Source organism: Janthinobacterium sp. GW458P (assembly GCF_002127585.1).
Lineage (GTDB): Bacteria > Pseudomonadota > Gammaproteobacteria > Burkholderiales > Burkholderiaceae_D > Janthinobacterium.
This window is the reverse complement of sequence record NZ_NEGZ01000014.1, coordinates 26,168-51,520: the sequence shown is the minus strand read 5'-3', so window position 1 is coordinate 51,520 and position 25,353 is coordinate 26,168. Positions and strand designations below refer to the sequence as shown.

General features: G+C 64.3%; 20 protein-coding genes. 11 read left to right on the top strand and 9 right to left on the bottom strand.

Annotated elements, in window-relative coordinates; genetic code table 11:
* Positions 1–19: 19 nt before the first annotated feature.
* On the top strand, positions 20–1,636 hold the full coding sequence (locus tag CBW50_RS10870) for a M28 family peptidase (protein WP_086145554.1): 1,617 nt from the start codon (positions 20–22) through the stop codon (positions 1,634–1,636).
* 48 nt (positions 1,637–1,684) lie between these two features.
* Here CBW50_RS10870 and CBW50_RS10865 read toward each other — a convergent pair whose 3' ends face one another.
* The 3 genes from CBW50_RS10865 to CBW50_RS10855 form a co-directional block, all read right to left on the bottom strand.
* On the bottom strand, positions 1,685–2,101 hold the full coding sequence (locus CBW50_RS10865) for an SRPBCC family protein (RefSeq protein ID WP_086145553.1): 417 nt from the start codon (positions 2,099–2,101) through the stop codon (positions 1,685–1,687).
* A 140-nt stretch (positions 2,102–2,241) separates the two neighbouring features.
* Entirely contained in the window at positions 2,242–2,940 is a 699-nt protein-coding gene (locus CBW50_RS10860) for a dienelactone hydrolase family protein (protein ID WP_086145552.1), read from the bottom strand.
* Positions 2,941–3,031: 91 nt separating this feature from the next.
* Positions 3,032–5,956, bottom strand: a complete 2,925-nt coding sequence (locus tag CBW50_RS10855; protein WP_139842473.1) for a DUF6701 domain-containing protein — start codon at positions 5,954–5,956, stop codon at positions 3,032–3,034.
* A 115-nt stretch (positions 5,957–6,071) separates the two neighbouring features.
* Here CBW50_RS10855 and CBW50_RS10850 point away from each other — a divergent pair, with 115 nt between their 5' ends.
* Positions 6,072–7,076: a GlxA family transcriptional regulator gene (locus CBW50_RS10850; protein WP_086145550.1), complete on the top strand. Its 1,005-nt coding sequence runs from the start codon at positions 6,072–6,074 to the stop codon at positions 7,074–7,076.
* Positions 7,077–7,098: 22 nt separating this feature from the next.
* On the opposite strand, the gene CBW50_RS10845 is transcribed toward CBW50_RS10850, so the two are convergent.
* Together CBW50_RS10845 and CBW50_RS10840 are read right to left on the bottom strand one after the other, a co-directional pair.
* Positions 7,099–7,332, bottom strand: a complete 234-nt coding sequence (locus CBW50_RS10845; protein WP_086145549.1) for a hypothetical protein — start codon at positions 7,330–7,332, stop codon at positions 7,099–7,101.
* Positions 7,333–7,449: 117 nt separating this feature from the next.
* Entirely contained in the window at positions 7,450–8,556 is a 1,107-nt protein-coding gene (locus tag CBW50_RS10840; protein WP_086145548.1) for an S-(hydroxymethyl)glutathione dehydrogenase/class III alcohol dehydrogenase, read from the bottom strand.
* A 278-nt stretch (positions 8,557–8,834) separates the two neighbouring features.
* On the opposite strand from CBW50_RS10840, the gene CBW50_RS10830 reads away from it, so the two are divergent.
* The 3 genes from CBW50_RS10830 (at position 8,835) to CBW50_RS10820 (ending at position 11,731) form a co-directional block, all read left to right on the top strand.
* The gene (locus CBW50_RS10830; protein ID WP_086145546.1) at positions 8,835–10,298 is read left to right on the top strand and encodes a sorbosone dehydrogenase family protein; all 1,464 of its coding nucleotides are present in this window, start codon (positions 8,835–8,837) and stop codon (positions 10,296–10,298) included.
* A gap of 152 nt (positions 10,299–10,450) precedes the next feature.
* On the top strand, positions 10,451–10,894 hold the full coding sequence (locus tag CBW50_RS10825; protein WP_086145545.1) for a thioesterase family protein: 444 nt from the start codon (positions 10,451–10,453) through the stop codon (positions 10,892–10,894).
* 51 nt (positions 10,895–10,945) lie between these two features.
* The gene (locus tag CBW50_RS10820; RefSeq protein ID WP_086145544.1) at positions 10,946–11,731 is read left to right on the top strand and encodes an ABC transporter substrate-binding protein; all 786 of its coding nucleotides are present in this window, start codon (positions 10,946–10,948) and stop codon (positions 11,729–11,731) included.
* A gap of 129 nt (positions 11,732–11,860) precedes the next feature.
* Here CBW50_RS10820 and CBW50_RS10815 read toward each other — a convergent pair whose 3' ends face one another.
* Positions 11,861–12,364, bottom strand: a complete 504-nt coding sequence (locus tag CBW50_RS10815; RefSeq protein ID WP_086145543.1) for a DUF3016 domain-containing protein — start codon at positions 12,362–12,364, stop codon at positions 11,861–11,863.
* A gap of 436 nt (positions 12,365–12,800) precedes the next feature.
* Between CBW50_RS10815 and CBW50_RS10810 the strand changes: the two genes are divergently transcribed.
* Entirely contained in the window at positions 12,801–14,312 is a 1,512-nt protein-coding gene (locus tag CBW50_RS10810; RefSeq protein WP_086145542.1) for a DUF3369 domain-containing protein, read from the top strand.
* A 245-nt stretch (positions 14,313–14,557) separates the two neighbouring features.
* On the opposite strand, the gene CBW50_RS10805 is transcribed toward CBW50_RS10810, so the two are convergent.
* A complete protein-coding gene (locus tag CBW50_RS10805) occupies positions 14,558–16,501 on the bottom strand; it encodes a GAF domain-containing sensor histidine kinase (RefSeq protein WP_086145541.1) in 1,944 nt (647 codons plus the stop codon).
* A 184-nt stretch (positions 16,502–16,685) separates the two neighbouring features.
* Between CBW50_RS10805 and CBW50_RS10800 the strand changes: the two genes are divergently transcribed.
* From CBW50_RS10800 to CBW50_RS10780, 5 genes are all read left to right on the top strand, one after another.
* On the top strand, positions 16,686–18,236 hold the full coding sequence (locus tag CBW50_RS10800) for a C13 family peptidase (protein WP_086145540.1): 1,551 nt from the start codon (positions 16,686–16,688) through the stop codon (positions 18,234–18,236).
* A 42-nt stretch (positions 18,237–18,278) separates the two neighbouring features.
* A complete protein-coding gene (gene czcI, locus CBW50_RS10795; RefSeq protein WP_086145539.1) occupies positions 18,279–18,647 on the top strand; it encodes a cation efflux protein, CzcI family in 369 nt (122 codons plus the stop codon).
* Between the two features lie 91 nt (positions 18,648–18,738).
* Positions 18,739–19,971 (top strand): TolC family protein, encoded by a 1,233-nt coding sequence (locus tag CBW50_RS10790; RefSeq protein WP_139842472.1) that lies wholly within the window; start codon positions 18,739–18,741, stop codon positions 19,969–19,971.
* A 12-nt stretch (positions 19,972–19,983) separates the two neighbouring features.
* Positions 19,984–21,189 carry an efflux RND transporter periplasmic adaptor subunit gene (locus CBW50_RS10785; RefSeq protein WP_086145538.1) on the top strand — a complete coding sequence of 402 codons (1,206 nt, stop codon included), beginning with the start codon at positions 19,984–19,986 and terminating at the stop codon, positions 21,187–21,189.
* Between the two features lie 25 nt (positions 21,190–21,214).
* Positions 21,215–24,397 (top strand): CusA/CzcA family heavy metal efflux RND transporter, encoded by a 3,183-nt coding sequence (locus CBW50_RS10780; RefSeq protein ID WP_086145537.1) that lies wholly within the window; start codon positions 21,215–21,217, stop codon positions 24,395–24,397.
* 25 nt (positions 24,398–24,422) lie between these two features.
* Here the strand turns inward: CBW50_RS10780 and CBW50_RS10775 are convergent, their stop codons facing one another.
* Together CBW50_RS10775 and CBW50_RS28780 are read right to left on the bottom strand one after the other, a co-directional pair.
* Positions 24,423–24,932, bottom strand: a complete 510-nt coding sequence (locus tag CBW50_RS10775; RefSeq protein ID WP_086145536.1) for a hypothetical protein — start codon at positions 24,930–24,932, stop codon at positions 24,423–24,425.
* Between the two features lie 180 nt (positions 24,933–25,112).
* Positions 25,113–25,349 carry a hypothetical protein gene (locus CBW50_RS28780; protein WP_139842471.1) on the bottom strand — a complete coding sequence of 79 codons (237 nt, stop codon included), beginning with the start codon at positions 25,347–25,349 and terminating at the stop codon, positions 25,113–25,115.
* Positions 25,350–25,353: the final 4 nt, after the last annotated feature.

Sequence of the window (25,353 nt, the reverse complement as noted above, 5' to 3'; positions counted from 1 at the left end):
ATTCACTTTTGGAGTTGCCATGCGTTTTCCCCTCGTCCTCGCGGCCAGCCTGTTCAGTACTACCGCCTTCGCCCAAGCGCTCGTTGCCGAAGCGCCCCTGCGCGCCCATCTGTCCTTCCTGGCCGACGATTTACTGGAAGGACGCGGCACGGGCCAGCGCGGCGGCGACCTGGCCGTGCGCTACCTGGAAACCCAGGCGGCCGTGGCCGGCCTGCAGCCGTTGCAGGATGGCAGCTACCGCCAGGCGCTGACCATCGTCGGCAGCAAGGCCTTGCCATCGAGCAAAGTCACCTTCAGCGCGGGCGGCAAGACCTTGTCTCCCGCCTTCGGCAAGGACATCGTCTTTGGCGCGGCCAATGGCCAGGAAAAAGTGGCGTTCGACGCGCCCCTCGTGTTTGCCGGCTACGGCATCCGCGCCCCGGAAGAAAACTGGGACGATTTCAAGGGTGTCGATCTGAAGGGCAAGCTCGTCATCATGATGGTCAACGACCCGCAGCCGACCGCAGCCGAGCCAAACCGTTTCGCCGGCAAGTCGCTGACCTATTACGGCCGCTGGGTCTACAAGTACGAGGAAGCGCTGCGCCAGGGCGCGGCCGGCGTCTTGCTGATCCACACGACGGAATCGGCCTCCTACCCATGGTCGGTGCCGGCCAACGGTTTCGGCCACGAGCGCTTCAGCCTGGCCGGCGCGGGCAATGCGATGGAAGGCTGGCTGCAGGAAGACATGGCGCGCGCGCTGTTCCAGCAAGCCGGACAAGACCTCGACGCCCTGCGCGCGCAGGCCGAAACGCGCGCATTCCGTCCCGTGGCCCTGAACGCGACGGTCAAGGTGGCATTGAACAGCCAGATCCGCAGCATCGAGCAATTCAACGTGGCCGGCATCGTGCCGGGCACGGATCCGAAACTGAAGGACGAAGCCGTGATTTACTCGGCGCACTGGGACCACCTGGGCAAGGATGACGAAGGCAGCGCCCGCGCCGGCCAGAGCGACCACATCTACAACGGCGCCATCGACAACGCCTCGGGCGCGGCGGCCCTGCTGGCCATGGCGCAGGTTGCGGTAAAACAACCGGCGCGCCGCACGCAGATCTTCCTGTGGCCGGCCGGCGAGGAAACGGGCATGCTGGGCAGCACGGCCTACACGCGCGCGCCCCTGTGGCCGCTGGCCAAGACGGCCGCCGACCTGAACCTCGACAGCATGAATTTCGTCGGCAAGACGCGCGACATCGGCGTGGCCGGCGCCGAGCGCAGCAGCCTGTACGCAAGCGCCGCGCGGGTGGCCAAGCGCATGGGCCTGCGCCTCGCGCCCACCATTCCCGACCTGTCCGGCGCCTTTTACCGGGCCGACCATTTTGCCTTTGCCAAGGCCGGCGTACCCGCCTTCAACGTGGGTTCGGCCGTGTTTTCCGGCGACGGCTCCTTCGACTTCGTCCAGGCGCCGAAAGCCTCCGGCGAGCGCCTGGTGGCGTTCAAAAAGGATTACCACCAGGTCACCGATGAATACCACCCGTCGTGGGACTTGTCGGGCATGGTGCAGCAGGCGCAATTCACCCTGAACCTCGGCTACGAAGTGGCAAACGACAAGAACTTGCCGACGTGGAACAAGGGCGAGGCGTTCGGCAAGGTGAAACGCTAAAACTGTCTACGCATAAAAAAAACACCGGCCTGTGCCGGTGTTTTTCATTCAAATCGCCATGATGCGTTTCAGGTCGACGAATGCGGTCTCGTACAGGTGCTGGAACGCGCCCACCATGACCTCTTCCACGCCTTCGGCCGCGTCGAACTCGCTCGACCATTGCGCCACGCAGGAAGCGCCGCCCGGTTCGCCCGTGACGCACAGGGTGGAGCGGTAATTCCTGACGGGGATAGGCCCCGAGACGATGGTATAGCTGTAGCTCTTGTCCGCTTCGCTGTAGCTTTGCAGGCGCTCGGCGATGACGGCGCCGTCCGTGGTTTTCAGGCGGCGCACGCGGCCGCCGTGTTCGGACAGGCTGGTCTTGATCGAGCTCGACCATTCAGCCAACGACTGGAAGCCGCCGATAAAATCCCACACGCGTTCGGCGCTTGCCGCCAATGTTACAGAAACAATTACTTGGGCCATCTTTAATTCGGTTCCTCATCCAGGTTTGCCGGGCGCCGCGCCCGGCCGGCCGGAGTTGCCCGGCACAGCCGCTATTTTAGCGCCCATGCGCCTTTGCTGCTCGGCGCGCAAGGCCGGCGATCCTGTTTTCGGCGCAAGCCTTACAGATTTTCTGCCAGGAAAATCAAGGAATTGCCATGCGCGTGCGCGGCGGCACGCTGCTGGTAGCTGTCGCGGTGGGTGCAGTTGAAACCGTGCTCGGCGCCCGGGTAGATATGGATTTCCACGTCTTGCCGGTCTTCGAAGCGCTCGGCGATCTTTTGCACGGCTTGCGGCGGAATATGGCTGTCCTGGCCGCCGAAATGCATGAGCAGCGGCACCTGGATCTTGTCGGCCAGGTCCAGCTTGTTCTGGATGCCGCCGCCGTAATAGGCGATGGCGGCGTCGACCAGGCCGGCCGCGGCCGTTTGGTACGACAGGCGGCCGCCGAAGCAGTAGCCGACCGAGGCCAGCTTGCCCGTCACTTCAGGGCGGGCGCGCAGGACGGCGACGGTGGCGGCGATATCGCTGTCCGCATGCGGATTGTCGGTGGCCTGCATCAGTTCGACGGCGCGCTTCCAGCCGTCCCCGTCATAGCCCAGTTCAATGTGCGCGCCGGCGCGCCAGAACAGGTCCGGCACCAGCACCACGTAGCCGTCGGCCGCGTACTGGTCGGCCACGGCGCGGATATGCTCGTTGACGCCGAAAATTTCCTGCAACAGGACGATGGCGGGGCCCTTGCCCACGTGCGGCACGGCCAGGTAAGCCTGGAAGCTGCCGTCCGGGCCGGCAATATCGATCCACTGCGAAGTTGTGCTCATAGAAAACTCCAGTCTGAGGTTGGGGGAATGCCACAGCCAGGCATGTTACTGGTTTTTCACGCTGCCTGCGTGCACCCGCCTTTGCCCTGCCTCAATACATCTCGCGCAGATAAATCACGGGGCCCGCTCTGAGGATGCCAAAGACGACGACGCCGACCGTGCTGCCCAGGTAAGGATGATTGCCCACGGAAACGTCCACGCGGCCAGACTTGCCGGTTCCGGGCGCCAGCAGAGTCAGGCGATTGAACTGCGGCAACACGCCTTGGGCGACGGCGTAGGTCCGGTCATCCACAGCCAGCGCAGCGCAGTCCAGCGGTTTCTTGCAGTTGGCCAGCACCACGTCCGACTTGTTGAATGCGCTGATGCTGTCGAGCAAATTCGTCACCCATTTCGTTCCATTCCAATACTGCACTTGCACGGCCAGTTTGACGGGCAACAACTCGGAACCATAACCGTGGGCAACCTGCCATTGCCCCGACAGCACGGTCAGCCGCGCCTCGTTCTGTACCAATGCAGAGGTCGAGCTGACGACGACGCTGCCGAGATATGTGCTGCTGGCGCGCAAGCGCACGCCGGTGGGCGCCAGCGGCGCGCCCGGCTTGCCCGGAAAGCGGTAGGCGACCATGGGCGAGGCGACGCCCAGGGTGAATGTCGCGGGCGCCACGCCGGTGATGGTGGCTTGCGCCTTCTTGCCGTCGGTGAGCCGGCTGCTGCCATCAGAAGTGCTCGGTGGAAAAGCAATCGTGCCCGTGGCCGCATCCCAGCCGTCGAGCAGCACGGGCGCCAGGACGCTCGGATTGAGCTCGTCATAATTTTGCGTCGTCGTCCCGCCCAGGGCGCGCGCCGTCACGCGCACGCCTATCGCCTGCCCCGCATACGCGTAGCGGCCTGTCGCCCCATCGTCGGCGCAGGTGAGCGGCGCGGCGCACGGCGTGGCGATGCCGTTGAGCGCGGCCGGCGCATCACCGTCGCCCTTTTTGATCAGCTCCGTGATGAAGTGATGCGGGATAAACTGCACCGGCTTGCTCACGCTCGGGGCCGGCGCGGCAAGGTTGGCATCCAGGTAGCCCTTGCGGTTGGCCAGATTGAAGGCGATGGTGATGGTTCCCACTTCCGGCCAGTTCATGTCACTGCTGGCAACGCTACCATTGGCGAAGACCACGCCACCTTGCAGGGCAGGCTTGGCGGGCTTGGGGATCTCGCTCGCCGTCGGCCTGACCAGGCTGGCCAGCGAAGGCAGCGCCGTTTCTGCCGGCTTTTCATTGCCGAAGTTCGGCGTCACGGCGCCCGCGCTATTGAGCGCGCTCATGCTGACCGTCACCGGCGCGCCCGCGCGCTGGGGACTGGCAATGACGGGGACGCTGAACGCGGCCGGCACGACGGTGACTTCGGCGTTGCCCGTCATCCTCAAGCCGGCGTCGCCGCTAGCGGCCGACCCCGTATAGGTGGCCGTCATATTCAGCTTGCCCACGTCCGCATACGACATGATGGCCGTGGCAACGCCAGCGTTGTCGAACGCCAGGTTGACAGTCTTCCCCAGGAGACTGCAAGCACTGCTGTTATCCGCGGCCAAGGCGATGAAGGGGCCCGTGCCTTTGATGAAGACGGGCAAGGTGCCGCTGGCGGGATTGCCATAGCTGCAACTGAGGGTCAAATCCTTGCTGGTATTCTTAAACAGGGGCACGCACGCTTGCGGGGTCTGGCTGGGGGCGCCCTGCACGGCGCTGATGCTGAACGACTGTTGAGTGGCAGAAACATGATTGACGGGAATGACCGTCAATCCTGTTGCCGCAAAAGCCATGTTGCAGCTGCTGCTGGCGTCCGAAGCGCGCTTGCACACGAGCGCTTCCTTGGCGCCGGGCACGCTCGCCAGGCTCAGGGTGGCGCTGCCGGCCGTGTACTGGCGCACGCTGGCCGTCGCCACGCCGCTGCTGTCGATCAGCGTCGCCGTGCCGCCGGGACTGACGGTGACATTCGCGCCGCCCGTGTACCTGGTGCTGCAGGCGGCATCCGCGCATGCCGTCACCGTCACCGTCTGCGGCGCGCACGTCAGCGCATTGCCCGGATGGTCGATCTGGAAGTGGTGGGGAGCGGCCTGCGTGCCGGGGCCGCATTTCGGCCCCATCGGTTCATTGAAGGCCCAGCCGCTGTTGTTCGTCACGCAGCTGCACGGGTTCGATGGCGTATAGGCCTTGCAGGTGATGGTTTGCTGCACCCGGCCCTGCCAGCCCAGGGTGATGTGGTCAACCTTGGCGTTGCCCGTGATATAGGCGTTGGACGAGTCGAGGGTGACCTCGCCGGCATCCACATTGCCCCTGATGCCATTGCCCGAGGCGATCGACAAGGAATTGCTCGCGTCCACGTCGCCGATGACGAGCAGGCCGGACGCCTTCAGGTCGATGGTCGGCGATTTCAGGTCGCCCGTCACCTGGCTGCCCGAACCGATGGTCAGCGAAACGCTGGCCGTGATATCGCCCTGGATGCGGGTGCTGGCGGCCAGGATATTGACGATGGTGCCGCTGATCGGCCCGTTGATGACCGAACCGGAGGCGATTTCCACCGGGCCCTTGGCGCTGATCTTGCCCGTCACCGTGACGTTGTTCGAGCCCATCTTGATGGTGGTGGCGGCAATATTCGCCGTGACGGTCTGTTCCTGCGCGCCCATGAGGAAGGTGCCGCCTTCGGCGCTCAGGCTGCCCCCTGTCACCTTCAGATTCGACGGCTTGATGTCCTTGATATCGAGATTGCCCCTGACGGTCAGCGCGGCGTTGCCGCTCATCGTCAAGCCCTGGTTATAGCTCATCGCCAGCGAACTGTTGACCGTCACGCCATACGCGCTGCCGATGACGATGACGTCGGTAGAGTCCAGCGCCAGCGAGGGGCACGTGTATTGCAAGCCATCCGTGCTCAGGCTGCAGCCGCTGACGGCGCCGCCATTGAAGTTGAGCGTGGCAGCCTGGGCAATAGTTGAGTACAACAATAGTGTCAGGGTGGCAAAAAAGGGAAGTAAGCGCACGATATCCAGGAATCTGATGAATGGGAAACCAGCGGGCGCGTGGCTTATTCCATGCTAATCTACGCCCTCGCTGTTGTTGCATTATGGCAGTATTTGTCACCCTCGCGCATATCGCATGATCAAGCAAAGCCCCAAGGAATTTCCCCTGCGCACCGTCGACATCATCGTCTATCCCGGCTTCAAGGCCCTCGAAGCCATCGGCGCCATGAAAGTGTTTGATTACGCCAATACGCATTTGCGCCTGCGCAATCTGCCTGGCGGTTACGACGTGCGCATCGCCTCGACGGCCGTCGGGCCGGTCGAGTCCGACACCCTGATGTCGCTGCACGCCAGCAAGGCGCTCGACGCCAGCCGCTTGCCGGACCTGGCCGTCATCGTCGGCTGCCACCACGTCGAGCAAGTCTTGCAGGACATCCCCGCCCTCGCCGCCTGGGTGGCCGAGGCGGCGCCCCGCATCACTGCGCTGGCGGCCCTGTGCACGGCTTGCTTCTTCCTGGCCGAGGCGGGCGTGCTCGACGGCAAGAGCGCGGCCACGCACTGGAGCGCCGTGGACAGCCTGCGCCAGCGCTACCCCTTGATACAGGTCAATGCCGATGCCATTTTCGTGCGGGAAGGCAAATTCTGGACGTCGGCCGGCGTGACGGCCGGCATCGACCTGGCGCTGGCCCTGGTGGAAGACGATTTCAGCCGCGATATCGCGCTCGAAGTGGCGCGCGACCTGGTCGTGTATCTGAAGCGGCCCGGCGGCCAGTCGCAGTTTTCCGTGCACCTGTCGAGCCAGATGACGACGCACCCGACCATCCGGCAATTACAGGGCTGGATCATCGAACATCTTGCCGACGAGCTCACGGTGCCGCTGCTGGCGGCCAGGCTGGCCATGAGCGAGCGCAATTTTACGCGCGTGTTCCAGCGTGAAACAGGCACCAGCCCCACGGAATTCATCGAAACGGCCCGCTTCGAAGTGGCGCGGCGCTTGCTGGAAGACAATGTGTCTTCCTTAAAACAAGTGGCCGCGCAGGCAGGCCTGCACAGCGAGGAAAGGCTGCGCCGCCTGTTTCAGAAGAAACTTGCCATCACGCCGCGCGACTACCGCGAGCGCTTTTCCAGCACGGCGCGCTAGGCGCAGCGACGGTGCGCGAGACTCAGCGCGACTTGTTGCTGCGCACGTGGCGCGTGGCCAGCTGCTGGCGCCGTCCTTGCAGCGGCGTAAACATCAGCGCGCACAGCAGATACGTGGCCAGCAGCCCCAGCCAGATGGCGGGCGTGGCCAGGATGGCGGCATTGCTCCACCACAAGGCCAACAGGGAGGACAGGGCCGCGCCGATAAAGACGGGCAGCATGCGGCGCAAGGTGGCGAGATAGGCAGTGGCAAACATGAACGGCTCCCAAAGCAAGGCGGTGATGCCTTCACACTAGCAGGGGCGGGCAGCGAAGTACAGCCTGCCGCCGTGCCCCGTCCGTCAAGTGTTGCGCAATGAGGACATCCGATAAGATTAGTACAACACGACGGAACGGATCGACTCACCGCTCTTCATCAGGTCGAAGCCTTCGTTGATGCGTTCCAGCGGCAAGCGGTGCGTGATCAGATCGTCAATATTGAGCTTGCCTTCCATATACCAGTCGACAATCTTCGGCACGTCCGTGCGGCCGCGCGCGCCGCCGAAGGCCGAGCCGCGCCATTCGCGCCCCGTCACCAGCTGGAATGGACGCGTGGAAATTTCCTGGCCGGCCGCCGCCACGCCGATGATGAACGATTTGCCCCAGCCCTTGTGCGTGCACTCGAGCGCCTGGCGCATCAACGTGGTGTTGCCCACGCATTCGAACGAATAATCGGCGCCGCCGTCCGTCAGCTGCACGATGGCGTCGACGACGTTGTCCACCTCGTTCGGGTTGATGAAATGCGTCATGCCGAACTTGCGCGCGATTTCCTGGCGCGCCGGGTTGATGTCGACGCCGATGATTTTATCGGCGCCGACCATCTTCGCCGCCTGGATCACGTTCAGGCCGATGCCGCCCAGGCCGAACACGGCCACGTTGGCGCCCGCCTCGACCTTGGCCGAGAACAGCACGGCGCCCACGCCCGTCGTCACGCCGCAGCCGATGTAGCAGACCTTGTCGAACGGCGCGTCCGCGCGGATCTTTGCCAGCGCGATTTCCGGCACGACGATGTAATTGGAAAAGGTGGACGTGCCCATGTAGTGGTACAGCGGCTGGCCGTTCAGGGAGAAGCGCGAGGTGGCGTCCGGCATCAGGCCGCGGCCCTGCGTCGAGCGGATGGCCTGGCACAGGTTCGTCTTTTGCGACAGGCAGAATTTGCACTGGCGGCATTCCGGCGTGTACAGGGGAATGACGTGGTCATCCTTTTTCAGGGTCGTCACGCCCGGCCCCACGTCGACGACGACGCCGGCGCCTTCATGGCCGAGGATGGCAGGGAAGATGCCTTCCGGATCGGCGCCGGACAGGGTGTAGTAATCGGTATGGCAAATGCCCGTCGCTTTCAGCTCGACCAGCACTTCGCCGGCGCGCGGGCCGGCCAGGTCGACTTCTTCGATGGTCAAGGGCGCGCCCGCCTTCCAGGCAATTGCTGCTTTGGTTTTCATGGGGATTCTTCCTGCTCGGTTTCAGATGCGCCATTATCAGGCGCAGGCGGGCACAGCGGCGTAGCTGGCCTTGCGCTTGTCTGAAAACGCGGCGCATTTGTCCGATGCCGCCGCACGGTGCAGCAGCGCACGGAAAAACGGCAGGCGCGAGGCGTATGCTGGCGCCAGTGCGATGTCCGTTTGCGCCAGCTCAAACTTGCCTGCACACAGACGCGCATTCTTGGCACAAGCCCATTGTTTGTTGAGCCGCCGTTGCATCGTTCCCGCAGGAGACTGCCATGCGCCATATCTCGTCCCGCTTTCCTTGCCGATCTCCCCGGCCCTGGCTGGCCCTGCTGCTGGCATGCTGCCTGGCCCTGCTTGCCGCCTGTGGCGGCGGCCAGGACCACCCGGCGCCCGGCGCCACCACGGGCAGCCTGACGGTCAGCATCGGCGGCTTGCCGGCCGGCGTGGCGGGCGCCGTCACGGTCACGGGGCCCGCGTCGTACAGCACGACGCTGACGGCCACCGCCACGCTCACCAGCCTGGCGCCCGGCGCCTACACCGTCAGCGCCGCCAGCGTGGCGCAGGGCACGGGAACCCTGGCGCCCACGCCCGTCACGCAGCAGGTGCAGGTGAATACGGGAGCCACGGCCAGCGCCAGCGTCAGCTATGCGGCCACGGCGCCGCTGGCCCTGGCCCTGCAGGAAGTGGCGAGCGGGCTGGACGCGCCCATCTTCCTCACGGCGCCGCCCGGCGACAGCCGCCTTTTCATTCTCGAGCGCCCCGGCCGCATCCGCGTGCTGCAGAACGGCAGCGTGCTGCCCACGCCCTTCCTCGACATCAGCACGCTCACCACCACCAGCGGCGAACGGGGCCTGCTGTCGCTGGCCTTCCATCCGCAGTACGCCAGCAACGGCTATTTCTTCATCTATTACACCAACCTGGCCGGCGATATCGTCATCGAGCGGCGGCAAGTGTCAGCCGGCAACGCCAACGTGGCCGATCCCCTGTCCGCGCTGACCATCATTACCATCCCCCACCCCACGTTCAGCAACCACTATGGCGGCCTGCTCAGCTTTGGCCCGGACGGCTACCTGTACGCGGGCACGGGCGATGGCGGCAGTGGCGGCGACCCGCCCGGCAATGCGCAAAACACGAACGTGCTGCTGGGCAAACTGCTGCGCCTGGACGTCAACGCCAGCACCGTGGCCCAGCCGTATGCCATTCCCTCTGGCAATCCCTTTGCCGGCACGGCGGGCGGGCGCGGGGAAATCTGGGCCTACGGCTTGCGCAATCCGTGGCGCTACGCCTTCGACGTGCCGGCCCAGCTGCTGTACATCGCCGACGTGGGCCAGGCCAACTGGGAAGAAGTCGACGTGCGTCCCGCCGGACAGGCGGGCAACAACTATGGCTGGAACATCATGGAAGGGTTGCATTGTTACAACAGCAGCAGCTGCAACCAGGCGGCGCTGGTGCTGCCCGCCATCGAATACGGCCACGACACGGCCGGCGGCTGCTCGATCACGGGCGGCTATGTGTACCGCGGCACGGCGCTGCCGGAACTGGCGGGGCACTACCTGTATTCCGACTACTGCAGCGGCTGGCTGAAAAGCTTCACTTATAGCAATGGCGCGGCATCCGCCGTGACGGACTGGGGCATTACCAACGTGGGCAATATCCTGTCCTTCGGGCAAGATGCACAGAACGAGCTGTACATGTTGAGCGGCACGGGCAAGGTGTACCGGATCGTGCGCAAATAAGGTATGCAAACAGGTATGCAAACAGGTACGCAAATAAGCATGCGTAAACAGTCATGGCCGCGCGCGGCTGGGGCCTTTTTCGACGGGGCGCGGGGAACCGGCTAGAATTGGTTTTTTCCGCCGCGCCCTGCGCACCAGCTCAAGAGAACACCATGGCCCGTTTGACACTTGAATTTCCCGAAGACCAGTACTGCTATTCCTCGCAACTGACGGTACGCACGACGGACATCAACGCCGGCAACCATCTCGGCAACGATTCCATGATTTCCATGATTTCCGAGGCGCGCGCCCGCTTCCTGTTCGAATATGGCGTGCGCGACATCGAGGCGGACGGCACCGGCATCATCGTCACCGACCTGGCCACCACCTACCGCGCCGAAGCCCATGCGCGCGACCAGTTGCTGTTCGAAGTGGGCGTCATGGATTTCAACAAGTATGGCGGCGACATCACCTTCCGCATCACGCGTCCGCGCGACAACACCCTGATCGCCATGGCCAAGTCCGGCTTTGTCTTCTTCAACTACAAGCGCAGCCAGGTCGTGCCCATGCCGGAGGATTTCGGCAGCAAGTTTCCACAAGTGAACTGGATCGACTAGTCGCGGCGCCATGCTGTATGCTTGCCAGGAAGACATTGAATCTGGAGCGGCATGCAATCAGCAATAACGGCAAGACTGTGGCTCACCGTGGCGCTGCTGGGCATATTGCCGCCCGCCCTGGGCGCGCCGCAAACCGTCATCCTGTACGGCGACGACGATTACGCTCCGTACAGCTACGTGGAAAATGGCGTGTTCAAGGGCATGTACGTCGATATCCTGCGCCTGGCGGCTACCAGCATGCCCGATTACCGGCTGGAATTGCAGCCGCGGCCCTGGAAACGGGGCCTCGATGCGCTGGAAAAAGGCCAGGTATTCGGCCTGTTTCCGCCCGGACGCAAGACGGAACGGCCGTACGTACGACCGTATTCCGCCACGCTGTACCGCGAATCGGTGGTGCTGTTCTGCCATGACGCCGTCATGCGCACGCAGCGCACGCACTTCCCGACCGACTTTGCCGGCCTGACCATCGGCGTCAACACGGGTTTTCTGCTGTCGGAAAAACTGATGGCGCCGGCGCGCCAGGGCGTGCTGCGCCTGGAGGCGGCCAAGGGGAACGAGGCCAACCTGAAAAAACTGGCCTTGCGGCGCATCGATTGCTACGCCAGCGACCGCGGCGCGGCACGCCACACGGCGCGCCAGTTGCACGGCGAGCTGGCCGGCTACGGCTTTGAACTGCGCGAAGTGCTGGAATTGTCGTCCGAAACCACGCATATCGCCTACAGCGCGCGCAATACGCCCGCCTACAAGACCGATTTCATCGACAAGATGAATGCGGCCCTGCTGGCCATGCGGCACAACGGCCAGCTGGCGCGCATCGAAGGGGTGTATTTGCATTAAAGCTGCGCCGCGGCAAGCGCATGACGGGCTGGCCGGAGCCCGGCTTGATCCCGGACTGGCAAGCGTTGCCGCTGGCGCTGACCTTGTGTGCGAGCGCAGGCGCCGCACGGGGCGGCGCGCGCTGGCCGCTTACTTGCGGGCCGGACGCTTCACTGGCGTACCGAAGGTGGCCGAGAACCAGTCATCGATCATCTGTTTCTCGTAGCGCAGCTTGTCGCCGCTGGAATAGCGGTTGATGCGCGTCATATAGGACATATCGGACAGGGCCGCATCAGCGCTACCGATGACCTTGCCATCCTGCTCCAGCACGTAGTGCAGGCGCATGCGCGGCCAATCGGCCTGTCCTGTCATCACGCGGAAATCCTGCGTGGTGCGCATGGAGGGGTTCTCGCGCCCGGCCATGTCCAGGTCGGTCACGTCGATCTTCAGGGTTTGCCCTGGTTTGAGCGACTCTCCCAGTTTCTCGAAATGCGCCGCCAAATCCTTGAGTACCTTCTCGCGCTCCATCTGATCGAATGATACATCCGTGAATTGCTCCGGCTTGTTGAAATGTACTTGCGCGCCCGCCCAGGCGGCACTGCTCGCCAGCAAGGCAAGACCGGCAATAAAGCCGCGCGTCGTGTTCTTTTTCATGGTGTGCCCTTTCAAGAGATGTTGGTGGCCTCAGGCCACTTCTATACTTTTCAGTATATCGCCACCAGTTTCATTCTAAAGTGAAACTTATACATTGTTACTTTTCTTGCACAGCGTAACGAACAAGGGGCGTTCGCCGACTTTTTTTACAGATTCATTGGCAATATTAATTAAAACAAAGTATTGTCTTGAAAATATAGTTGCCTAAGCGATAAAGTATGGATAGTGTTGCCAGCATGAATTTAAAGTGTTTTTAAAGCATGAATGTTGCATGATTTTAGTCAATTCTTCTTGCTTATTGTTAATACCTAGCTGTCGGTCTACAATCGACAAAATGCGCCCGAAAAACGCGCAACGCCGGTAGTGGCGCACAGGAATTCCTGGCGCGGGCGTCTCAGCATTGCGTCAGTTATGCCTTTTAGCGGAACTCGCCCCTATGTCATTTTTGTCTTCAGCATCGCCCAAGTTACCTCCCTGGAAAGTCCTGCTCGTCGACGATGAACCCGATATCCACGACATCACCAAACTGACACTGAGCCGTTTCCGCCTCGAGGGCCGCGCCCTGAGCTTCGTGCACGCCTACAGCGGCGCCGAAGCCAAGCAGGTGCTGGCGCGCGAGGACGGCATCGCGCTGGTCTTCCTCGACGTGGTGATGGAACGCGAAGACAGCGGCCTCGAGGTGGCGCGCTGGATGCGCGAAGACCTGGGCAACCAGTTTACGCGCATCGTGCTGCGCACGGGCCAGCCGGGACAGGCGCCGGAAGAGCGGGTGATCGTCAATTACGACATCAACGACTACAAGGAAAAGACGGAACTCGACCGCACCAAGCTGTTTACCACCACCTTTGCCGCCCTGCGCGCCTACCGCGACATCATGAAGGTGGAAGAAGCGCGCCAGGCCCAGCTCCATTACCGCGAAGGCCTCGAGCGCGTCATCGCCGCCTCCGCGCACATCTTCAAGCAGCGCAACCTGCGCGACTTTGCCAGCGGCCTGCTGCAGCAGGTCGTCGCCCTGCTGCGCCTGGAAACGAGCATGCTGCTGCGCCTGCGCGGCGCCAGCGCCATCACGGGCGAACAGGACTATGAAATCCTCGCGCAGATCGGCGACCTGGACGCCGACGGCGGCATGCTCAGCCCTTCCCTGCTGTCGCAGCTGGACCACGCCAAGAGCAACAAGATTTCGCGCCTGCACGGCGACACCTATGTCGGCTATTTTCCCAACAGTAGCGGCAAGGCCTCCTTGCTGGTACTCAAGGGGGTGGAAGAGATTTCCGACCTCGACGCGCAGCTGCTGGAAGTGTTCTGCTCCGGCGTGGCCATCGCCTTCGACAACATCCTGCTGACGCAGGAAATCACCGATACCCAGGCCGAGCTGATCCTGCGCCTGGGCGACGTGGTCGAATCGCGCTCGCACGAAGGCGGCAACCACGTGCGCCGCATGGCCGAAGTGTGCCAGCTGCTGGCGCAGGCGTCCGGCATGTCGGAAGAGGAAACCATGGTGCTGCGCCACGCGGCGCCCATGCACGACATCGGCAAGATTTCCACGCCCGACGCCGTGCTGCTGAAACCCGGCAAGCTCGACGCGGCCGAATGGGAAATCATGAAGCAGCATCCGACGGTGGGCATGTCCATCCTCGACGGCTCGCAGCGCCCGCTGCTCAAAGCGGCGGCCGTGATCGCCCACCAGCACCATGAAAAATACGACGGCAGCGGCTACCCGCAAGGCCTGGTGGGAGAGAACATCCACAAATACGCGCGCATCGCCGCCGTCGCCGACGTCTTCGATGCCCTCATGCACAAGCGCTGCTACAAGGACGCCTGGCCTTTGGCCCGCGTGGTCAGCTATTTGCGCGAAGTGAGCGGCAGCCACCTCGATCCGCAGTATGTGGAGTTGCTGATTGCAAACCTCGACGAGGCGCTTGCGTTAAATCAACGTTTCCCGGATTAGGCTCCAGATTTAACCCAAGAACAAATACCGGGGTCAGACCCTGAGGGTCTGCCCCCCGCACACTGGCAAACCAGGCTGCGGCGCAAGACCACAACACGGGCATTCCAGGCCAAGCGGAGCTGAAAAATGCCGAGGGCAAGGCGCGGCGACGCAGACAGTACGCATGTACGGCAAGGAGCCGCAACGCCGCCATCGGCATTTTCTCAGGCCCGCGTCTCCGGCCCGCCGTTTTCAAGTTTCAAATTTCAAGCACTCTTCGGCTCCAGCGGGAAACGTATCTTGTAGTGCAAGCCCATCCCCGGCGCACTGACCACCTTCACCGTCCCGCCCAGCGGCCCCGTCACCAGGTTATACAGGATGTGCGCACCGAGGCCGCTGCCGCCCGAGCCCCGCTTGGTCGTGAAGAAGGGGTCGAACAGCTGGCCCAGGGTGGCGCTGTCCATGCCCATGCCGTCGTCGCTGTAGTCGAGTTCCAGCATCTCGCCGGCCGTCCGGGCGGACAGCTTGATCTTGCCCGGTTCGCCTTCGGCAAAGCCGTGCACCAGTGAATTGACCACCATATTGGTGACGATCTGCGACACGGCGCCCGGATAGCTGCGCAGCTGCACCTCGGGCGCGCAATCGATTTCCACCTTGACGGGCTTGCCCTTGAGCTTGGGCTGCAAGGACAGCAGGACTTCATCGAGGTATTTGCGCAAGTTAAAACTGCGCAGCTCGTCCGAGGACTGGTCCACGGCCACCTGCTTGAAGCTGCGCACCAGCGCCGCGGCGCGCTGGGTGTTCGTCGTCATGATGCGCAGGGTCTGGTCGACGATGTCGAAAAACTGCTGCAAGCCGTCTTCGTCGAGCTGGCCGCCCGCCAGGTCTTCGCGCGTGAGCTTCAATTCCTGCACCAGATGGCTGGTGGCCGTCACGCAGATGCCCAGCGGCGTATTGATTTCATGCGCCACGCCCGCCACCAGGCGTCCCAGGGACGCCAGCTTTTCCTGGCGCACCAGTTCCGACTGCGCTTCCTGCAAGGCGCTCAGGGCGCTGTTCAGGGCCGCGTTCTGCTCTTCCAGCGCCGCCTTGGCCTCGCGCATGGCGCGGTCGGCCTGGATGCGGGCCATCGCCACGGCCACGTGGCTGGCCATGAAGGCCAGCACGTCCAGTTCCGCCTGGCCATACACGACGGATTCGTCGTAGCTTTGCACGATGATCACGCCATACTTTCTCTCGCCCAGCAGCATGGGCGCGCCCATCCAGCTGGCGATGCCGGTATTGCCCAGCGGCTCGTCCATCTCGCCGCTGGCCACCAGCGCCGCATAGCTGCCGGCATCGAGCAAACAGGCCTGGCGGCGCGCCAGCACATAGGAACTCATGCCGATGCCGTAATGAAAGCGTTTCACGGGCGCCTGGGCATCCTTTTCATCGACAAAATACGGGATCGTGATGTCCTTGTTGTCCGGGTGGTACAAGGCGATGAGGAAATTCTTCGCCGTCACCAGCCCGCTGATGATGGCGTGCAGGCGCGTGTACAGGGTCGTCGCATCGGCCGCCTGCGCCGACAGGCTGGCGATTTCATACAGCGCATGCTGCAGGTTTTCCGCGCGCCGGCGCTCGGCCACCTCGTGCGCCAGCAGGGCCGTGCGCTCCTGCACCGCCTTTTCCAGCCGGTCCATGCTCTGCATGCCCTGCAGGGCGCTCGACACGTGCGTGGCGATCAGCGCGAACAGGGCCTGGTCTTCCAGGCTGAAGCGGTGCTGGGCGTCGTAACTCTGGATGACGATGGCACCGAGCACCTGGTGCTGCTGGTCCAGCAGCGGACAGCCTATCCAGTGCTCGGCCGCCGTGCCGCCGCCCCAGGCGCCGCCGCCGATGGCGCGCATGGCGTCGTCGTCGGCCGTCATCACCAGCTGCTTGCGGTTGACGATGACCCACGCCGTGGGCGACTGCGCGGCGCTGGCCAGGCGCACGCCCGCGTCCGGGTCGGGCGCGGCGTCGAATTCGTCGACAAAATAGGGAAAACGCACGAGGCCGTCTTCGCGGTCGCTCAGGGCCACGTAAAAGTTGGCCGCATACATGATGCGTCCCAGCGCCGCATGCACCGCCTGCAGGAACTCGCTGATATCGCTGCAGGTGCTCGAGCGCTGCCCGATTTCCAGCAACACGGTTTGAACGGCTTCCAGGCGGCTGAGACGGCTTTCCATGGGGTGACTGTGTCCCTTGTGTCGATATGTTCTGAAAATCAATATTATCAGTTCAGTCCCGCCTTGGCACGGCATAAAATGTGGAATCTTGCCTTGAAGCAGAGCAACACACGTCACGCGCGCATTTGCCACCTTGGCGATACGGTGGCAGACTAGGCCCCTTCCTACAGACCAGACCGTCCTCATGACCGCCACGCTACGCGCCTCGCTTCGCCCCTACACCCTCGCCGCCCTGCTGGCGTTTGCCGCACTGGGCATGCCGCCGCTGTGCGCCGCGCCGGACGGACGGGCGCCGGCGGCGGAAACGGCCGACGGCGGGCGCTATTTCGGCCCCCTCGTCGACGGCAAGATGCACGGCCAGGGCCGGCTCGAATACGCGAGCGGCGCGTTTTACGAGGGCGGCTTCGCGCGCGGCGTGTTTGCCGGCCAGGGCAAGCTGCGCCAGGCCTCGGGCGTGGAATACACGGGCGAGTTCCGCCAGGGCGCCTTCGACGGCCAGGGCAGCTACACCTCGCCCAAGGGCGAGATTTATGCGGGCAGCTTCGTCAAGGGCAGCTTCGAAGGAACGGGCCGCTTCCAGGGCGCCGACGGCGCCACCTTCGAAGGCCAGTTCAAGCACTGGCGCCCGCACGGCGCCGGCAAGCTGACCGACACGGACGGCACCGTCTTCGAGGGCGAATTCGTCCAGGGCCAGGTGCTGGGCAAGGCAAAGGTCACCACCAGCGACGGCATCCGCTATGAGGGCGCGCTGAAAGACTGGAAATTCGACGGGCTAGGCGTGCTGCGCACGGCCGACGGCGATGAATACCGGGGCAGCTTCAAGAATGGCCAGTTCGACGGCAAGGGCGTGCTGCGCTACGCCGTGGCGCAGGCGGACGGCCGGCGCGAAGACAGCGGCAACTGGACGGAAGGCCAGCTGGACGACCCGGCCGCCGACAAGCTCACGCGCGACAATATCGAACTGGCCCTGTACCAGCAGAGGCGCCTGCTCGACGGCGCCCTGGCGCGCATCGCGCCGCGCGATGCGGCGAAAAAGATCAATCTCTACCTGCTGGGCGTGGCCGGCGACGGCGCGCAGGAAGTGTTTCACCGCGAAACGGCCTTCGTGCAGCGCCAGTTCGACCGCGATTTCGGCACCGTGGGTCGCTCCTTGATGCTCGTCAATAGCCGCAACACGGTGGCGCAGCAGCCGATGGCCACGCGCACCAGCATCCGTGCCAGCCTCGACAGCATGGGCGCGAAGATGGACAAGAAGAACGACATCCTGTTTTTGTTTCTCACCAGCCACGGCTCGCCCGAGCACGAACTGGCGCTGGCGCAAAACGGCATGGACCTGCACGGCCTGCCCGCGCAGGAGCTGGCGTCCATGCTCAGGCACAGCGGCATCCGCTGGAAAGTCATCGTCATCTCGGCCTGCTATGCGGGCGGCTTCATTGCACCATTGAAAGATGACAACACCCTCATCATCACGGCCGCGCGCAGCGACCGCACCTCGTTCGGCTGCGACGACCAGAACGATTTTACCTACTTCAGCGAAGCGTATTTCAAGGAAGCGCTGCCGAACAGCGCCGGCTTTGCCGAGGCGTTCGACAAGGCCAAGGTGCTGGTGCAGGCGCGCGAGGCGGCCGATTTCCTCGAGGGCGGCATGGAGGAAGAAGAGCATTCCGAACCGCAGCTATTCCAGGGCAAGGCCATCGCCGCGCACCTGAAGGCGTGGCGCGCCCAGCCGCGCTGACATGGGCACGGCCGCCCGCCTTTCTGTACAATAGCCACACACATGAAAAAATTCTTCCTCATTTTGCTGCTGTTCGTGCTTCCGCTCCAGATGTCCTGGGCCGCGGCGAGCGCGTATTGCCTGCACGAGGAAGGCAAGGCAGCACAGCACCTGGGCCACCACAACCACCAGCACAAGGCGGATGCGGACAAGAAACCCGGCGCCGACAAAAAAGTTGCCGATAAGCAATCAAAAGGCCAGCCGCACAGCGACTGCAACGTCTGCCACGGCATCGGCCACGCGTGGCTGCCGGCCGGCTCCAGCCTGCCCGTCGGCGACACGGCGTCCGTGAATGCGGACAGCTCTCCCTTCTTTTACGCTTCCCACATCCCGGACGTGCCCAAGCGCCCTGACTGGTCGTCGGCCACCTAGGCCGACGGGACGTTTCTTTCACTGATCGCAATAAGCCAGGCGCCCGCCTGCGCGTCCCGTCGAATTCTTTTCCATGCTTTTGGAGAATTCGATGTACCGAATCATCTTGTTATTGTCCGCTGGCCTGCTGGCCGGCAACTTTGCGCACGCGCAAACACCTGAAGAACCCGCCGGCCCGCTGACGCTGCCTGCCGCGCTGGCCCTGGCCGAAGGCGGCAACGCCMCCCTGTCGGCCGCCCGCCATGAACTGGCGGCCCAGGGCGGCGCCCTGCAGCAGGCGCGCGCCCTGCCCAACCCGGAACTGCAAACCGTGCTGGAAGACACGCGGCGCGCCACGCGCAGCACCACCGTGCAGCTGAACCAGTTGATCGAGCTGGGCGGCAAGCGGGGCGCGCGCGCCGCCGTCGCCCAGCAGGGCCAGGAACTGGCGCAGGCCGGCCTTGCGCTACAGCAAGCCGACACGCGCGCGGCCGTCACGTCCGCCTTCGTCGACGTGCTGGCGGCGCAGGAAGGCTTGCGCCTGGCCGACAGCGCGCAGGCGCTGGCCGCCCGCGCCAGCGACATCACGGCGCGCCGGGTGACGGCCGGCAAGGCCTCGCCCGTCGAGGAAACCCGCGCCCGTGTCGCCGAAGCAAGCGTCAAGCTGGAACTGAACCTGGCCCGCAGCGCCCTGGCTGGCGCCCGCAAGCGCCTGGCCGCCCTGTGGGGCAACGCCGCGCCCCGCTTTGGCGTGGCCGAGGGCCGCCTGGAAACCTTGCCGTCGCTGCCGCCAGGCAGCGAACTGGCGGCACGGCTGGAGCAAGCCCCGGCCGTGCGCCAGGCGCGCAGCGCGCTGGCCCAGCGGCAAGCCATGCTGGACGTGGAACAGCGGCGCGCCACGCCCGACGTCACGGTGAGCATCGGCATGAAGCGCTCGGAAGAACTGGGCCGCAACCAGGCCATCATCGGCCTGGCCCTGCCGCTGCCCCTGTTCGACCGCAACGCGGGCAACAAACTCGACGCCCTGCGCCGCAGCGACAAGGCCAGCGACGAGCTGGCCGCCGCCCGCATCGCCGTGCAGACGGCCGTGGCCGTGGCCAGCGAACGCCTGGCCACGGCCCGGCTCGACGTGGACAGCTTGCGCCAGGACATCTTGCCCGGCGCCCAGAGCGCCTACGACGCGGCCAGCAAGGGCTTTGAGTTCGGCAAGTTCGCCTTCCTCGACGTGCTCGACGCCCAACGCACCTTGCTGCAAGCCAAGAACCAATACCTGCGCGCGCTGACGGAAGCGCAGCACGCCGCCGCCGAGATCGAGCGCCTGCTGGGCGCCCCTGCCTCCCTGTAAGGAACACCCTCCATGAACATCACACTCAACAAAAAACAGGCGATCGCCATCGCCTCCATCGCGGCCGCCGGCATCGTGCTGGCCATCTTCATCCTCGGCACGGGCAATTCCAAGGCTCCGCCGCCCGCCGCCGCCAAGGCGGAAGCCCATGCTGAAAAGAAAGACGAACACGGCCACGAGGCAGTGGAAGGCCGGCTGGAATTGACGGCGGCGCAAGGCAAGGCGGCCGGCGTCGTCATCGCCACGGCCGCGCCCGCCCGCATCAAGACGACGGTGGCCCTGCCCGGCGAAATCCGTTTTAACGAAGACCGCACGGCCCACGTCGTGCCGCGCCTGGCCGGCGTGGTGGAAGCCGTGCAGGCGGACCTGGGCCAGCTGGTGAAAAAGGGGCAGATCCTGGCCGTCATCGCCAGCACGGAACTGTCGGAACAGCGCAGCGCACTGCTGTCGGCGCAGCGGCGGCTGTCGCTGGCCCGCTCCACGTATGAGCGCGAAGAAAAACTGTGGCGCGAGAAAATTTCTGCCGAGCAAGATTACCTCCAGGCCCAGCAAGCGTGGCGCGAGGCGGAAATCGCCGTGCAGAATGCCCAGCAAAAGCTCAGCGCGCTGGGCGCCAGCAGTAGCAGCAAGGGGCCGCTGAACCGCTACGACATCCGCGCGCCGTTCGACGGCATGGTGCTGGAAAAACACATCACCCTGGGCGAAGCCGTCAAGGAAGACGCGAACATCTTCGTCATTTCCGACCTGTCAACCGTGTGGGCGGAAATCGCCGTGCCGGCGAAGGACCTGGCCACCGTGCGCATGGGAGGCAAGGCGGAGGTGAAAGCCAGCGCTTTTGATGCCAGTGCGCAAGGCACGATCACCTACGTGGGCGCGCTGCTGGGCGAGCAGACGCGCACGGCGAAAGCTCGCATCAGCTTGCAGAACCCGGACATGGCGTGGCGCCCGGGCCTGTTCGTCACGGTGGAAGTGGTGTCCGGCGAAGCGGACGCGCCCGTCACCGTGCAGAGCACGGCCATCCAGACGGTGGAAGACAAGCCCGTCGTCTTCGTGCAGGTCAAGGACGGCTACCAGGCCACGCCCGTGGTGCCGGGGCGCAGCGATGGCACGTTGACGCACATCAAGCAGGGCCTGGCCGCCGGCACGCCATACGCGGCGCAAGGCAGTTTTGTATTGAAATCCGAGCTGGGCAAGGACTCCGCCGGCCACGAACATTGATCACGTCAAACGAAAGGAAACCATCATGTTTGAACGCTTGATCCGCTTCGCCATCGACCAGCGCTGGCTGGTGATGCTGGCCGTGGCCGCGATGGCAGGCCTGGGCATCTACAGCTATCAAAAGCTGCCCATCGACGCCGTGCCCGACATCACCAACGTGCAGGTGCAAATCAATACCCAGTCCGCCGGCTATTCGCCGCTGGAAACCGAACAGCGCGTGACGTTCCCCATCGAGACGGCCATGGCCGGCTTGCCGAACCTGGAACAGACGCGCTCGCTGTCGCGCTATGGCCTGTCGCAAGTGACCGTGATCTTCAAGGATGGCACGGACATCTATTTTGCGCGCCAGATGATCAACGAGCGCCTGCAGGAAGCCAAGGAAAGCTTGCCGGCCGGCATCACGCCGAAGATGGGGCCCGTTTCCACGGGGCTCGGTGAAATCTATTTGTGGACAGTGGAAACGCAGGAGGGCGCGAAAAAGCCGGACGGCACGCCGTACACGCCGACGGACTTGCGCGAAATCCAGGACTGGATCATCAAGCCGCAGTTGCGCAATGTCACGGGTGTGACAGAGATCAATGCCATCGGCGGCTACGCCAAGCAATACCAGGTGGCGCCGTATCCGGAAAAACTGGCCGCCTACGGCATCAGCCTGCAAGACGTGGTGACGGCGCTCGAGCGCAACAACAGCAACGTGGGCGCCGGCTACATCGAAAGGCAGGGCGAGCAGCTGCTGATACGCGCGCCGGGCCAGGTGGCATCGAAGGACGACATCGGCAACATCGTCGTCGCCAATGTGCAGGGCGTGGCCATCCGCATCCGCGACGTGGCCGACGTGGTGCTGGGGCGCGAGCTGCGCACGGGCGCAGCCACGGAAAACGGCCGCGAAGTGGTGCTCGGCACCGTCTTCATGCTGATCGGGCAGAACAGCCGCGCCGTCTCGCAAGCCGTCGACAAGAAGATGATCGAGATCAACCGCAGCCTGCCGAAAGGCGTGCACGCCGTCACCGTGTATGACCGCACGGTGCTCGTCGACAAGGCCATCAATACGGTGAAGAAAAACCTGCTGGAAGGCGCGGTCCTGGTAATCGCCATCCTGTTTTTGTTCCTCGGCAATATCCGCGCGGCCGTCATCACGGCCATGGTGATACCGCTGGCCATGCTGTTCACGTTTACGGGCATGGTGCAATACCATGTGAGCGCCAACCTGATGAGTCTGGGGGCGCTCGATTTCGGCATCATCATCGATGGCGCCGTGGTGATCGTGGAAAACTGCGTGCGCCGCCTGGCCCATGCGCAGCAAAAACTGGGACGCTCCTTGACCTTGCAGGAACGTTTTCACGAAGTGTTTGCGGCATCGCAAGAGGCACGCCGTCCCTTGCTGTATGGTCAGCTGATCATCATGGTCGTGTACCTGCCCATCTTCGCGCTGACGGGCGTGGAAGGCCGCATGTTCACGCCGATGGCCCTGACGGTGGTGATCGCCCTGCTCGGCGCCATGCTGCTGTCGATCACTTTCATCCCGGCCGCCGTGGCGCTGTTTATCGGCGACAAGGTGGCGGAGAAGGAAAACGCCATCATGCGCGCGGCCAAGCGCTGGTACGAACCGCTGCTCGGTAAAGTGATGCGCAACACGCCCGTCGTGTTGACGGGCGCGGCGGTTGCCGTCTTGCTGTCGGGCTTGCTGGCCACGCGCATGGGCAGCGAATTCGTGCCCAGCCTGAACGAGGGCGACATCGCCATCCAGGCCCTGCGCATCCCCGGCACCAGCCTGAGCCAGTCGCTGGCCATGCAGCAGCAACTGGAAAGCAAGCTGATGGCAAACCACCCGGAAATCGCCCGCGTGTTCGCCCGCACGGGAACGGCCGAGATCGCGTCGGACCCCATGCCGCCGAATATTTCCGACGGCTACATCATGCTGAAACCCCGCGACGCATGGCCGCAACCGAAGAAGTCGCGCGAGCAATTGCTGGCGGAAATCGAAGCGACGGCCACCAGCTTGCCGGGCAATAACTACGAGTTTTCGCAGCCGATCCAGCTGCGCTTCAACGAACTGATTTCCGGCGTGCGCAGCGACGTGGCCGTCAAACTGTTCGGTGACGATATGGGCGTGCTCGACAGCACGGCGGCGAAGATCGCTGGCGTGCTGGGCAAGATTCCCGGCGCAACAGAGGTAAAAGTCGAGCAGACCACGGGGCTGCCCATGCTGACGGTGCAGATCGACCGCGAGCAGACGGCGCGCTACGGATTGAATATTGCCGACGTGCAAGCGGCGATCGCCACGGCCATCGGCGGGCAAGAGGCGGGCACGCTGTTCCAGGGCGACCGCCGCTTCGACATCGTCGTGCGCCTGCCCGACAGCCTGCGCAGCGACCTGGAGCAACTCAAACGGCTGCCCATCGCCCTGCCCCTGGGCGCGGCGGCGGAAGGCCGCGCCCGCTTCATCCCGCTCGGTGAAGTAGCCAGCCTGCAAGTGGCGCCGGGGCCGAACCAGATCAGCCGCGAAGACGCCAAGCGCCGCATCGTCATCAGCGCCAACGTGCGCGGGCGCGATATCGGCTCGTTCGTGGCCGACGCCACGCAGCAGTTGCAGACGCAGGTGGCCATTCCCGCCGGCTACTGGACCAGCTGGGGCGGCCAGTTCGAGCAGCTGCAGTCGGCCACAAAACGCCTGGAACTGGTGGTGCCCGTGGCGCTGGCCCTCGTCTTCGTGTTGCTGTTCGCCATGTTCGGCAACGTGAAGGATGGAGTATTGGTCTTCAGCGGCATCCCGTTCGCCTTGACGGGCGGCATCGTCGCTCTGTGGCTGCGCGACATCCCCATGTCGATCTCGGCCGCTGTCGGCTTCATCGCCCTGTCCGGCGTGGCCGTGCTCAACGGCCTGGTGATGATCGCCTACATCCGCCAGCTGCGCGAGCAGGGCATGCCCTTGCAGGAAGCGATACGCGAGGGAGCGATCACGCGCTTGCGGCCCGTCTTGATGACGGCGCTGGTGGCCTCGCTGGGCTTCGTGCCGATGGCCATTGCCACGGGCACGGGCGCCGAAGTGCAGCGCCCGCTGGCCACCGTGGTCATCGGCGGCATCTTGTCGTCGACGGCATTGACGCTGCTGGTGCTGCCGCTGCTGTACCGGCTGGCTTACCGCAGGGAAGACGAGCTGGAAATGCAAGCCGCGCCCGAAGGCGTGGCGGTACAGCTGAGTAAATAGAGGCGCGCGCTACCGCAATCGCCTTTCAAGGCCTGCGGTAGCCGCCTTCGATCCAGTTCGCGGCGGCTGTGGCGTTGAACTTGAACGCGGCCGAGGTGCGCACTTTGGCGATCTGTTCGCCGTCGGCGTCGTAGGCGCTCAGTTCCGCGTACGGGTGGTCTTCGTCGGGCACGATGTCGAACATCACCTTGATCTGCCCCTCGTCGGTGGCGACGAAGACATTCTTGTGCAGTTGCGCATGCAGCTGCTGTTCGTGGCGGCGCAGCACCTCGGACGCCGTCTTGACCAGGGTGTTGAAGGCGTTGACGTCGAGCGGCTTCGGGTTTTTCTTGTCGCGGCCCATGGTCCACGGGCCCACGAGGGCCGGTTCCGGCTCGCCGTCCTTGATCATGGCCACGGCCCAGCCTTCATCTTCCTCGTTCTTGATCACGCGCGCCGTCCAGCCGTTGCCTACCCACAGGCGCGGCTCCTGGATCGGGGCGTCATTGTCCTGCTCGGCGGATTCATCGGAAAAATCGGGAAAATCGGTACTCATGGCGGTGCTCGTGATGGAGGGTCGGGGCTAGCATGATAGACGAAATCAGCCCGCCGTGCCGCCTTGCCGCAGGCGCGGCGGCACGCTCAATATTTCCTTCCAGCACAGGCTGGCGACAGCCGCAGGCACGTCCGTGCCGCCGGCTGCGCGGCACGGACGCGCCTGCCTCCCCGGCTGCGGTCAGCACATGGACATGGCAGGCCGGTTGGGCCAGGTCAGGGGCGGACCGGGCGGCACCCAGCGCGGGTCGATGGCCGGCAGCGGTGCATGGTAATTGAATGGGGTGATGATGATCGGCGGAATCGCCGATGGCGCGCCGACGGGCTCGGCGCAGGACTGCGGGGCGCTACGCTGGCGCGTGGTTCGATGGTGGGAAAGGGATAGCGATTGATCCCCGGTATCTGCAAACAAAAGCATGTTG